We start from the raw sequence: 12,477 nt of genomic DNA, 5'->3' as shown, positions 1-12,477 counted from the left end.
CGACTTCAAGAAGCTGCACCCGGCCTTCGCCAACCTCAAGCAGGAAGACATGATCAAGAACGGTCTGTCGGCCCCGCTGCATGAGGGCGCGGTGAAGTACTACAAGGAAAAGGGCTGGATGTAAGCAATCCCGATGCAGGCCGGTGCAAGGCCGGCCTGCATGATTGACGCCGCAGCGGGCCCAAGCTGCCGGTATACTCAGTCGAACGTTTGTGCGACAAGGGCTCGCGCTTAGCCGATCAACCGCAAAAAAACATACGGAGAAAAGCTCATGGCTGGCGTCAAAAAATCGAAAGAGCATCATCAGCTTAGCGAAGAAGAACTCAAGCAGATCGTTGCCGAAGCCGATACCGGCGGCCGCAAGCCCGTCGGCATGGTCGCCAAGGCCATGATGTTGATCGCGCTGGCGTGGTCGCTGTTCCAGATTTGGATTGCTTCGCCGCTGCCCTTCACCTTCGGCATCTTCGTGTTCAACGACACCGAATCCCGGGCGATCCACTTGGCCTTCTCGGTGTTCCTGGCCTTCATGGCCTATCCGGCCTTCAAGCGCTCGCCGCGCGAATACATACCCGCCGTGGATTGGGTGCTGGCGGGCGTCGGCGCCTTCTGCGCTGCCTATCTGTTCCTCTTCTACGCGCAGCTGGCCGAGCGGCCGGGCAGCCCGACCGACGTCGATCTGATCGTCGCGGTCGCCGGCATGGTGCTGCTGCTCGAAGCGGCCCGGCGGGCACTGGGCCTGCCGATGGTGATTCTGGCCATCGTCTTCATCACCTATATTTTCGCCGGCCCCCACATGCCAGACATGATCGCCCACAAGGGGGCATCGCTGGCCAAGGGCATGAGCCACCTGTGGCTGACCACCGAGGGCGTGTTCGGCGTGGCGCTCGGCGTGTCGTCGGGCTTCATCTTCTTGTTCGTGCTGTTCGGCGCCTTGCTGGAGACGGCAGGGGCGGGCAACTACTTCATCAAGAGCGCGGTCGGCCTGCTCGGCCATCTGCGCGGCGGACCGGCCAAGGCCGCGGTGGTGGCCTCGGCGGCGACCGGGGTCATCTCCGGCTCGTCGATCGCCAACGTGGTGACGACCGGCACCTTCACCATCCCGCTGATGAAGCGCATCGGTTACCGGGCCGACAAGGCTGCTGCGGTCGAGGTAGCGGGGTCGGTCAATGGCCAGATCATGCCGCCGGTGATGGGCGCGGCGGCCTTCCTGATGGTCGAGTATGTCGGCATCCCCTATGTGCAGGTGCTCAAGCACGCCATCGTGCCGGCGCTGATTTCATACATCGCGCTGTTCTACATCGTGCACCTCGAGGCGATGAAGGCGAACCTGCAAGGGATTCCGCGCGAGAATCCCAAGCCCTGGCAGCAAAGTCTGACCAATTTCGTCATGACCGTTTCGGGACTGATCATTCTGGCGGGGATCGTCTATTGGGGCCTTGGGTGGATCAAGGCGGTTGCCCCGGGCGGATCGATCGTCATCATCTCGATCCTGATGGCCATCGCGTATATCGCGCTGCTCAAACTGGCCGCGCACTATCCCGAGCTGCACATGGACGATCCGAACGACCCGATCGAGAGCCTGCCGGATGTGGGGCCGACGCTGAAGTCCGGCTTGCACTATCTGCTGCCGGTGGTCGCGCTGATCTGGAACCTGATGGTCGAGCAACTCTCGCCGGCCTTGTCGGCCTTCTGGGCGACGGTGTTCCTGTGCTTCATCCTGGTCACGCAGCGGCCGATCACGGCCTACTTCCGGCAGCAGAGCAGTCCGGGCGTGGAATTCCGTCGCGGCATGCAGGATCTGCTCGACGGCCTGGTGACCGGCGCACGCAACATGATCGGCATCGGCATCGCCACCGCGGCGGCCGGCATCATCGTCGGCACCGTGACGCTGACCGGCGTCGGCCTGGTAATGACCGAACTGGTCGAGACGCTGTCGGGCGGCAATATCGTGATCATGTTGTTCCTGGTGGCCTTCATCTGCCTGATTCTCGGCATGGGCCTGCCAACCACGGCGAACTACATCATCGTGTCCACCTTGATGGCGCCGGTGATCGTCGAGGTGGGCGCCCAGAACGGCCTGCTGGTGCCACTCATCGCGGTGCATCTGTTCGTGTTCTATTTCGGCCTGATGGCCGACGTCACCCCTCCGGTCGGCCTGGCCTCCTATGCGGCGGCGGGTATCGCGCTGACCGATCCGATCCGGACCGGTATCACCGCCTTCACTTACTCGATCCGCACCGCTGTGCTGCCCTTCATGTTCATCTTCAACACCCAGTTGCTGCTGATCGACATCGAGGGGCCGCTCCATCTTGTCCTGACGCTGTTCAGCGCCACGGTGGCCAGCCTGATCTTTGCCGCAGCCACCCAAGGCTGGTTCATGACCCGCTGCAAGTACTGGGAGTCGGCGGTGTTGATGGTGCTGACCTTCATCCTGTTCCGTCCGGGCTTCTTCATGGACGAGATGTTCCCGCCGTACCAGGCCCTGCACGGCAACGAGGCCATCGAGGCGGTGAACAACGTGCCGGACAACGATCGGCTGCGGATCTTCATCGAAGGGCTGAACATCGATGGCAACGAGGTCAAGAAAGGGGTCTTGCTGCCGCTCGGGCCGAAGGCGGAAGACGCCAAGGCACGGCTGGCGGCGGCCGGGGTGAAAGTGATGGCCCTGGGCGAGAACATCCAGGTGATCGGCGTCGATTTCGGCTCTCAGGCCGAGCGGCTGGGAATCGAGCAGGGGTTCAATATCACGTCCGTCGAAATCCCGAACGAACGTCCCGCCAAGGAATGGATCTTCCTGCCGGCGTTCATCGTGCTTGGCCTGATCATCTTGATCCAGCGCCGTCGTGCGAAGCTCGTCGACCCGCATACCGGTGTGGCGCCAGCCTGACGTCGGGCTGTCGCGATGTAAAAAGGGCGCCCACTGGGGCGCCCTTTTTTACTGCCATGCCTGGCTTCTTACATGCCCTGATAGATCGGCCCTTCGCCACCTTGCGGCGTCACCCAGTTGATGTTCTGGGTCGGGTCCTTGATGTCGCAGGTCTTGCAGTGCACGCAGTTCTGCGCGTTGATCTGCAGACGGGGCGTATCGCCCTCGCGGACGATCTCATACACCCCGGCCGGACAGTAGCGCTGCTCGGGCGCGTCGTAGATCGCCAGGTTGGTCTCGATCGCCACCGCCGGATTCTTCAGCTGCAGGTGGCAGGGCTGTTCTTCCTCGTGGTTGGTGTTCGATAGGAACACCGAGGACAGGCGATCGAAGGTCAGTACGCCATCGGGCTTCGGATACTCGATGGGCGTGCACTCGGCGGCGGGCTTGAGCTTGCCGTGGTCGGCCGTGTTGTGCAGCGTCCACGGCGTCTTGCCGCCAAACAGGCGTTGGTCGATGCCGAACAGCAAGGAGCCCATCCACAGTCCCTTGCTCATGTAGGCCTTGAAGTTGCGTGTCTTGCGCAATTCCTGATGCAACCAGCTGTCGCGGAAGGCATCGGGGTAAGCGCTCAGGACGTCGCGCTGGCGCTCGTTGGAGAGCGCCTCGAAAGCCGCCTCGGCGGCCAGCATGCCGGACTTGATCGCGCTGTGCGTGCCCTTGATGCGTGCCGCATTGAGGAAGCCGGCGTCGCAACCGATCAGGGCGCCGCCGGGGAACACCAGCTCGGGCAGCGACTGCAGGCCGCCGGCCGCGATCGCCCGGGCGCCGTAGGAGAGGCGCTTGCCGCCCTCGAGGAAGCCGCGCACGTTCGGATGCAGCTTGTAGCGCTGGAACTCCTCGTAGGGAGAGAGGTAGGGGTTGCTGTAGTTCAGGCCGACGACAAAGCCGATGGCCACCAGATTGTCTTCCAGGTGGTACATGAACGAGCCACCATAGGTGGCCGAATCCAGCGGCCAGCCGGCGGTGTGCACCACCAGTCCCGGCTGGTGCTTGGCCGGATCGATCTCCCACAGCTCCTTGATGCCGATGCCATAGGTCTGCGGATCGCTGTGCTCGCGCAGCTTGAAGCGCGCTTCAAGCGTCTTGCCCAGATGGCCGCGTGCGCCCTCGGCGAAGAAGGTGTACTTGGCATGCAGTTCCATGCCCGGCTGGTAGTTGGGGCCCGGTTCGCCGTCGCGGCCCACGCCCATGTCGCCGGTCACCACGCCTTTGACCGCACCATCGTCGTCATACAGGACGTCGGCACCGGCAAAGCCCGGATACACCTCGACGCCAAGCGCCTCGGCCTGCTCGCCGAGCCATTTGACGACATTGCCCAGGCGCACGATGTAGTTGCCGTGGTTGAGGAAACAGTCCGGCAGCAAGGCATTGGGCAGCTTGCGGGCGCCCGACTCGCTGAGCATCATGAAGCGATCTTCGGTCACTTCGGTGGTGATTGGCGCGCCCTGGGCTTTCCAGTCGGGCAGCAGCTCGTTCAGGGCCCGGGGATCGAGCACAGCACCGGACAGAATATGGGCACCGATTTCAGCAGCCTTTTCGATCAGGCAGACGGACACGTCTCTTCCCGCCTCGGCGGCCAGTTGCTTGAGGCGGATGGCAGCCGACAAACCGGCCGGCCCGCCGCCGACGACGAGAATGTCGAACTCCATGGATTCACGTTCCATTGCGTTCTCCTTATGCGGTGCGTCATTGTGTGATTCATGCCGAGGCGGTAGGCATCGGCGCGGATTTCCAGCAGAATCCCTGTACAGGAAACATACGCTGCCGTATGTTACTCCATACATCGATCAAATGAGAAGAGTACCTTCCGGAGACGCTTCATGACAGAACGACGCGTATTGCTGCACACCACGCGAATCCCCGTCCGTTGGGGCGACATGGATGCCTATGCACATGTGAACAACACCATCTACTTCCGCTACTGCGAACAGGCGCGGGTGGAATGGCTGGAACAGGGCGGCTACATGGTGTCGATCGACGAGGACGAGGGGCCGGTCATCATCAACGCCGCGTGCACCTTCCTGATTCCGGTGACCTATCCGGCCACCGTGATCGTTCGGGCTTACGCGGGCGCGCCGGGTCGGAGCAGTGTGATGAACTGGTATGAGATCGGCGTGGAAGGCGATGACCGGATCTACGCGGAGGGCAGCGCCAAGGTTGTGTGGATGAACCACGCGAGCGGAAAATCGGTGCCCTTGCCTGAGGCGCTACGAAAGCGGGTTGAAAATTAACTACAATCTAACAAATTAAATATAAACACAGGAGAGACAGCCATGAGCGACGCGCGCAATCTTGATCAACCCTTGTGGACGCCGAGTCCCGAGCGGCTCGTCGGCAGCCAGATGACGGCGTTCCGAGAGCATGCCAATGCGCGCTGGGGGCTGGCACTGTCCGACTATGACAGCCTGCATGCCTGGTCGGTGGACCAGCCCGAACAGTTCTGGACTTCGATCTGGCACTTCGGAGAAGTCGTCGGCGATCCGGGCAAAACGGTGCTCGAACACGGCGACCGCATGCCGGGCGCGCGCTGGTTCCCCGAAGCGACGCTCAATTTTGCGCAGAACCTCCTGCGCCGCCGCGATGGCGACGAGGCACTGGTATTCTGGGGTGAAGACAAGGTCAAGCAGCGCTTGACCTGGGCCGAGCTGTATCGCGAAGTGGCGCATTTCGCCGCGGCGCTGCGCGAGATGGGTATCGGGCCGGGCGACCGCGTGGCGGCCTATATGCCGAACATGCCGCAGACCGTCGTGGCCATGCTGGCCACGTCGAGCATCGGCGCCATCTTCACCTCCGCCTCGCCGGATTTCGGCGAGCAGGGTGTGCTCGACCGCTTCGGCCAGACCGAGCCCAAGGTGCTGATCACCGTCGATGGCTACTATTACAACGGCAAGGCGGTCGACTGCCATGACAAGGTGGCTGCCGTCGTGGCGGGGCTGCCGTCGCTCAAGCGGGTGGTGGTGGTGCCATACCTCAAGGCCGAGCCGGTACTGACCGGCATCGCCCATGCGCGCAGCTGGGGCGAGTTCCTCAAGCCGCATCAGCAGGTTACCGAGATCGAGTTCGCCCAACTGCCCTTCGATCATCCGCTGTACATCATGTATTCGTCGGGCACTACCGGCGTGCCCAAGTGCATCGTCCATTGCGCCGGCGGCGCGCTGCTGCAGCACATCAAGGAGCACCGCCTGCACACCGACGTCAAGCCGGGCGATCGGGTGTTCTACTTCACCACCTGCGGCTGGATGATGTGGAACTGGCTGGTCTCCGGCCTGGCGGTGGGCGCCACGTTGCTGCTGTTCGACGGCTCGCCTTTCGTTGACGAAGGCGACATTCTGTTCGACTACGCCGACGCCGAGGGCATGACCCATTTCGGCACCTCGGCCAAGTTCATCGACCACCTCGCCAAGCTCGGCCGCCGGCCCAACCAGACCCACAAGCTCGACACCGTGCGCGCCATCATGTCCACCGGCAGCCCCTTGGTACCCGAAGGCTTCGATTACGTGTACGAAGCGATCAAGAAGGACGTGTGCCTGTCATCGATTTCCGGCGGCACCGACATCCTCTCGTGCTTCGTGCTGGGCAACCCGGTGCTGCCGGTGTGGCGCGGCGAGATCCAGTGCAAGGGCCTGGGCATGGCCATCGAGGTGTTCGACGACGACGGCAAGCCCGTGCGCGGTGAGAAGGGCGAGCTGGTATGCACCAAGCCCTTCCCGGCAATGCCGATCGGCTTCTGGAACGACCCGGACAATGCCAAGTACCACGCGGCCTATTTCGAGCGCTTCGACAACATTTGGTGCCATGGCGATTTCTGCGAGATCACCGAGCACGGCGGCCTGATCATCCACGGGCGCTCGGACGCCACGCTCAATCCGGGCGGCGTGCGCATCGGCACGGCCGAGATCTACCGCCAGGTCGAAAAACTCGACGAGATCCTCGAATCGCTGGTGATCGGCCAGGACTGGGACAAGGACGTGCGCGTGGTGCTCTTCGTCAAGCTGCGCGACGGCGTGGTGCTCGATGACGCGCTGATCCAGAAGATCAAGCAGACCATCCGCGCCAACACCACGCCGCGCCATGTGCCGGCCAAGGTGGTGGCGGTCGATGACATCCCGCGCACGCGCAGCGGCAAGATCGTCGAGCTGGCAGTGCGCAACGTGGTCCATGGACGTCCGGTGAAAAATGTCGAGGCGCTGGCCAATCCGGATGCCCTGGACTTCTATCGCAATCGCAAGGAACTCGAACAATGACCCCGTCGCCCTGCGTTCGCGCCACCACCTCGACCTTGCTGGTCATCGACCTGCAGGAGCGCCTGTTGCCGGTGGTCGACCAGGGCGCCTCGATCATCGAGCACACGCTTTGGCTGATGCGGATCGCGCGTCAGCTCGGCGTGCCGACGGTCATCACCGAGCAGTATCCGCGCGGCCTCGGCCCGACCGCCGCGCCGATACTGGCCGAGGCCGACGGTGCGCAGCGGGTGGAGAAGATCTGCTTTTCGAGTCTTGCCGAGTCGCGCCTGGCCGACACCGCCGTGACCGAGCGGCCACAGGTGGTAGTGTGCGGCGGCGAAGCCCATGTGTGCGTGCTGCAGACGGTGCTGGAGCTCGCGGCCAGTGGCAAATCGGTGTTCGTGGTGGAGGAGGGCGTCGGCTCGCGTCAGCCGCGCGACAAGCGGCTGGCACTCGACCGCATGCGCGCACACGGCATCCAGATCGTGTCGCGCGAGATGGTCGCCTTCGAGTGGCTGGAGCGCGCCGGTACCGACGTTTTCCGGACGATCAGCCGCAACTTCATCCGCTGAGCGGAACCGGTTCGTCGGCCCGTCCCGCGGCAGGCGGAAAGGCCAAAAAAGGACGCAGCGTGTGGTTTGAGCACGCCGCCTTTTCGGCTATCATTGCGCTTTCCCGCAGTCGCTATTTCCATGACAAAGTACGTCTTCGTTACGGGCGGTGTCGTTTCCTCGCTGGGCAAGGGCATCGCAGCCGCCTCGCTGGGCGCCATCCTTGAGTCCCGCTCAATCAAGGTTACCCACCTCAAGCTCGACCCCTACATCAACGTCGATCCCGGCACCATGAGTCCGTTTCAACACGGCGAAGTGTTCGTGACCGAAGACGGGGCCGAAACCGATCTTGATCTTGGCCACTACGAGCGCTTCACCAGCGCCAAGATGTCCAAGCGCAACAACTTCACCACTGGCCAGATCTACGAGTCGGTGCTCAAAAAAGAGCGCCGCGGCGAGTACCTGGGCAAGACGGTGCAGGTGATTCCGCACATCACCGACGAGATCAAGACTTTCATCAAACGCGGTGCCGAAGGCGCCGACGTGGCCATCGTCGAAGTCGGCGGCACGGTGGGCGATATCGAGTCGCTGCCCTTCCTCGAGGCGATCCGCCAGATGGGCATCGAAGAGGGCCGGAACGGCACCTGCTTCATCCATCTCACGCTGCTGCCCTACATCCCGACCGCCGGCGAGCTGAAAACCAAGCCGACCCAGCACTCCGTCAAGGAGCTGCGCGAGATCGGCATCCAGCCCGACATCCTGCTGTGCCGCGCCGACCGCTCGATCCCGGCCGACGAGCGCCGCAAGATCGCGCTGTTCTGCAACGTCATGCCCGAAGCGGTGATCGAGGCGCTCGACGCCAGTTCGATCTACAAGATCCCCGGCCTGCTGCATGACCAGATGCTCGACGAGATCGTCTGCCACAAACTCGGCATCCTGGCCCGCGCGGCCGATCTGTCGGTGTGGGAGCGCTTGATCTTCGCCCTCGAAAACCCCGAGCGCACGGTCGACATCGCCTTCGTCGGCAAGTATGTGGACCTCACCGAGTCGTACAAATCGCTCATCGAAGCGATCAACCACGCCGGCCTGCACACCCGCAGCAAGGTCAACATCCACTATCTTGATTCCGAAGTGATCGAGACCGAGGGCCTCGGCGTGCTGAGCCGCATGGATGCCATCCTGGTGCCGGGCGGTTTCGGCAAGCGCGGCACCGAGGGCAAGATCATGGCCATCCGCTATGCGCGCGAGAACAAGGTGCCATACCTGGGCATCTGCCTCGGCATGCAGCTGGCGGTGGTCGAGTATGCCCGTCATGTCGCAGGCATGGCGGACGCGCACAGCACCGAATTCGACGACAAGACCAAGCACCCGGTGATCGGCCTGATCACCGAGTGGCTCGACCGCAGCGGCCAGATGGAGCGGCGCGACAACGCCTCCGACCTGGGCGGCACCATGCGCCTGGGCGGTCAGGTCTGCCACCTGGCCGAAGGCACGCTGGCCCGCGAAGTGTATGGCCGTGCCGACGTGATGGAGCGCCATCGCCATCGCTACGAGGTCAACAACACGCTGCTGAGCAAGCTCGAGAAAGCCGGCCTCAAGGTTTCGGGCCGTGCGCCCGCCACCGACCTGTGCGAGATGATCGAGCTGCCGGACCATCCGTGGTTCGTCGGCTGCCAGTTCCACCCCGAATTCACCTCCAATCCGCGCCACGGCCACCCGCTGTTCACCGCCTTCGTCAAAGCGGCGATCACGGCCAATGGGCTGAAGGAAAAGGAGAAAGTCGATGAAGCTGTGTGACTTCGATGTCGGCATCGACCGGCCATTCTTCCTCATCGCCGGCCCCTGCGTCATCGAGTCGCGCGAGCTGGCGCTGGAGACGGCCACCGAGCTCAAGGCGATCTGCGGCGAACTCGGCATCCCGTTCATCTACAAATCGTCCTTCGACAAGGCCAACCGCAGCTCGGGCAAATCCTTCCGTGGCCCCGGCATGGCCAAAGGGCTGGAGATTCTCGCCGAGGTGCGCGAGACAGTCGGCGTGCCGGTGCTGACCGATGTGCACGCCATCGATGAGATCGCCGAGGTGGCCAAGGTGGTCGACGTGCTGCAGACGCCGGCCTTCCTGTGCCGCCAGACCGACTTCATCGAAGCCGTGGCCTGCTGCGGCAAGCCGGTGAACATCAAGAAGGGTCAGTTTCTCGCCCCAGGCGACATGAAGAACGTCGTCGACAAGGCCAAGGCCGCCAATGGCGGAGCGGACACCATCATGGTGTGCGAGCGCGGCGCCTCGTTCGGTTACAACAACCTGGTGTCCGACATGCGCTCGCTGGCGATCATGCGCGAAACCGGTTGCCCGGTGGTATATGACGCGACCCACTCGGTGCAGTTGCCGGGCGGGCAGGGTACCGTGTCTGGCGGTCAGCGCGAGTTCGTGCCGGTGCTGGCACGCGCGGCGGTGGCGACCGGCATTGCCGGCCTGTTCATGGAAACCCACCCGACACCCGAGACCGCCATGTCAGACGGCCCGAATGCCTGGCCGCTGCCCAAGATGAAAGCCCTGCTTGCCACCCTGCGCGACATCGATGCGCTGGTGAAGCAGGCCGGCCTCCTTGAGCAAGCCTGACCCAAGAACATCCATTGACCTAGAAATCCGAAGCTTGAGAGGACTGTTATGAGTGCGATTGTTGACATCATCGCCCGCGAGGTGCTGGATTCGCGCGGCAACCCCACTGTCGAAGCCGATGTGCTGCTCGAATCGGGCATCATGGGCCGCGCCGCGGTGCCCTCGGGCGCCTCGACCGGCGAGCGCGAAGCCATCGAGTTGCGTGACGGCGACGCTCGCCGCTACCTCGGCAAGGGCGTGCTGCAGGCGGTGGAAAACGTCAATACCGAAATCTCCGAAGCGCTGATCGGCCTCGACGCCGAAGAGCAGGCCTTCATCGACCGCACCCTGATCGAACTCGACGGTACCGAAAACAAATCCCGCCTCGGCGCCAACGCCACGCTGGCGGTGTCGATGGCCGTGGCCAAGGCCGCCGCCGAAGAGGCCGGTCTGCCGCTGTACCGCTATTTTGGCGGCTCGGGCCCGATGGCGCTGCCGGTGCCGATGATGAACGTCATCAACGGCGGCGCCCATGCCAACAACTCGCTGGACATCCAGGAATGCATGATCATGCCGGTGTCCATGGGCAGTTTCCGCGAAGCGCTGCGCTGTGGCGCCGAGATCTTCCATCATCTGAAGAAGATCACCGACAAGCGCGGCTACCCCACCACGGTCGGTGACGAAGGCGGTTTCGCGCCCAACGTGGCGGGCACCGAAGACGCGCTGAACCTGATCCAGGAAGCCATTTCCGCGGCCGGCTACGAGCCGGGCACCGATGTGTTGCTGGCCCTCGACTGCGCCGCCAGCGAGTTCTACAAGGACGGCCAGTACGTGCTCGCCGGCGAGGGCCTGACCCTCACCTCCGAGGGCTTCACCGATTACCTGGCAACGCTGGTCGACCGCTTCCCGATCGTCTCGATCGAAGACGGCATGTCCGAGAACGACTGGGCCGGCTGGAAACTTCTGACCGAGCGCCTGGGCAAGAAAGTGCAGCTGGTGGGCGACGATTGCTTCGTCACCAACACCAAGATCCTGGCGCGCGGTATCGAAGAGGGCGTGGGCAACTCGATCCTCATCAAGATCAACCAGATCGGCACGCTGTCCGAAACCTTCGCCGCGGTCGAAATGGCCAAGCGCGCCGGCTACACCTCGGTGATCTCGCACCGTTCGGGCGAGACCGAAGACAGCACCATCGCCGACATCGCCGTGGGCCTCAACGCCATGCAGATCAAGACCGGTTCGCTGTCGCGTTCGGACCGTATCTCGAAGTACAACCAGCTGCTGCGGATCGAAGAGGATCTGGGCGATACGGCCAGCTATCCGGGCCTGTCCGCGTTCTACAATCTGCGCCGCCGCTAAACCGGTGACGCCATCCCGCCACTGGCTGCGCCAGCGGTAATTCAGGATGGATCGGGCCGGTCATGCGACCGGCCCCACTCAACTCATGCGCTGGCCCGTCTTGTTGTTGCTCCTGCTGGTGTTGGCACTGCAATACCCCCTGTGGTTCGGCAAAGGCGGGTGGTTTCGTGCTTGGGAGGCCGAACGCCAACTGGTCGAGCAGCAGGCGCTCAATCGCAAGCTCGAACAGCGCAATGCCGGTCTGGATGCGGAAATCCGCGATCTCAAGACCGGCACCGAGGCCATCGAGGAGCGGGCACGCTTCGAGCTCGGCTTGACCAAACCGGACGAGATCTTCGTTCAGGTCCCGCAGAAGCGCTGAGCCCGTCCCGGCTCAAAGAATCTGGTTGATGTCTTCGCGCAGCAGCAGCTCGCGCTCGAAGTTGCTCTGCTCGTCGCCCAGCGCGTCGCGGGCCGACACCATGCCCACCGGCTTTCCCTGGTCGACCACCGGCACATGCCGGAATCCGCCTTCGTACATCAGGTGCAGGGCATGACCCAGCGGCAGGTCGGGGCCGACCGTCACCGGTTTGGCCGTCATCACTTGCGACAAGGGCGTGACCGCCGGATCGACCCCTTTGGCCAGCACACGCTGAAGCGCGTCCCGCTCGGTGAAGATGCCGGCCAAGGCGCCACCCTCGACGACCAGAATGGCGCCGACATGCGCCTTGGTCATGGCCCGAGCCGCGTCGACGACCGTGGTCTCCTTGGATGCGGTCACCAGTTGCCCGCCAGCAATGACGTCCCGAATGCAGCGTTGTGACATGGCTATCTCCT

General features: G+C 63.5%; 11 protein-coding genes. 9 read left to right on the top strand and 2 right to left on the bottom strand.

Annotated elements, in window-relative coordinates; genetic code table 11:
- Both I8J34_RS24600 and I8J34_RS04260 read left to right on the top strand, forming a co-directional pair.
- On the top strand, nt 1-124 hold a 124-nt coding region (locus I8J34_RS24600; protein ID WP_313798337.1), incomplete at its 5' end, for a TAXI family TRAP transporter solute-binding subunit.
- 147 nt (nt 125-271) lie between these two features.
- The gene (locus I8J34_RS04260; RefSeq protein ID WP_214360127.1) at nt 272-2,887 is read left to right on the top strand and encodes a TRAP transporter permease; all 2,616 of its coding nucleotides are present in this window, start codon (nt 272-274) and stop codon (nt 2,885-2,887) included.
- A 68-nt stretch (nt 2,888-2,955) separates the two neighbouring features.
- Here I8J34_RS04260 and I8J34_RS04255 read toward each other — a convergent pair whose 3' ends face one another.
- Nucleotides 2,956-4,593 carry an electron transfer flavoprotein-ubiquinone oxidoreductase gene (locus tag I8J34_RS04255; RefSeq protein ID WP_214360126.1) on the bottom strand — a complete coding sequence of 546 codons (1,638 nt, stop codon included), beginning with the start codon at nt 4,591-4,593 and terminating at the stop codon, nt 2,956-2,958.
- A gap of 156 nt (nt 4,594-4,749) precedes the next feature.
- Between I8J34_RS04255 and I8J34_RS04250 the strand changes: the two genes are divergently transcribed.
- The 7 genes from I8J34_RS04250 to ftsB all read left to right on the top strand — a co-directional run bounded on the left by I8J34_RS04250 (nt 4,750) and on the right by ftsB (nt 12,022).
- Nucleotides 4,750-5,160 carry an acyl-CoA thioesterase gene (locus I8J34_RS04250; RefSeq protein WP_214360125.1) on the top strand — a complete coding sequence of 137 codons (411 nt, stop codon included), beginning with the start codon at nt 4,750-4,752 and terminating at the stop codon, nt 5,158-5,160.
- A 42-nt stretch (nt 5,161-5,202) separates the two neighbouring features.
- Nucleotides 5,203-7,173 carry an acetoacetate--CoA ligase gene (locus I8J34_RS04245; protein ID WP_214360124.1) on the top strand — a complete coding sequence of 657 codons (1,971 nt, stop codon included), beginning with the start codon at nt 5,203-5,205 and terminating at the stop codon, nt 7,171-7,173.
- Entirely contained in the window at nt 7,170-7,724 is a 555-nt protein-coding gene (locus tag I8J34_RS04240; RefSeq protein ID WP_214360123.1) for an isochorismatase family protein, read from the top strand. Before I8J34_RS04245 ends, I8J34_RS04240 begins: the two co-directional genes overlap by 4 nt.
- Before the next feature lie 120 nt (nt 7,725-7,844).
- A complete protein-coding gene (gene pyrG / locus I8J34_RS04235) occupies nt 7,845-9,500 on the top strand; it encodes a CTP synthase (protein ID WP_214360122.1) in 1,656 nt (551 codons plus the stop codon).
- Nucleotides 9,487-10,323, top strand: a complete 837-nt coding sequence (gene kdsA / locus I8J34_RS04230; protein ID WP_214360121.1) for a 3-deoxy-8-phosphooctulonate synthase — start codon at nt 9,487-9,489, stop codon at nt 10,321-10,323. The genes pyrG and kdsA overlap by 14 nt, the downstream gene beginning before the upstream one ends.
- Before the next feature lie 48 nt (nt 10,324-10,371).
- Complete coding sequence (gene eno, locus I8J34_RS04225) at nt 10,372-11,661, top strand: phosphopyruvate hydratase (protein ID WP_214360120.1); 1,290 nt, start codon at nt 10,372-10,374, stop codon at nt 11,659-11,661.
- Nucleotides 11,662-11,746: 85 nt separating this feature from the next.
- Entirely contained in the window at nt 11,747-12,022 is a 276-nt protein-coding gene (gene ftsB, locus I8J34_RS04220) for a cell division protein FtsB (RefSeq protein ID WP_214360119.1), read from the top strand.
- Between the two features lie 12 nt (nt 12,023-12,034).
- Here ftsB and I8J34_RS04215 read toward each other — a convergent pair whose 3' ends face one another.
- A complete protein-coding gene (locus I8J34_RS04215) occupies nt 12,035-12,466 on the bottom strand; it encodes a CBS domain-containing protein (protein ID WP_214360118.1) in 432 nt (143 codons plus the stop codon).
- Between the last annotated feature and the right edge of the window lie 11 nt (nt 12,467-12,477).

The sequence above is a fragment of the Denitromonas iodatirespirans genome, assembly GCF_018524365.1.
GTDB classification, from domain to species: Bacteria; Pseudomonadota; Gammaproteobacteria; order Burkholderiales; family Rhodocyclaceae; genus Nitrogeniibacter; species Nitrogeniibacter iodatirespirans.
Note: the sequence above shows the minus strand (reverse complement) of the source record. Positions and strands in the feature narration are given on the sequence as shown.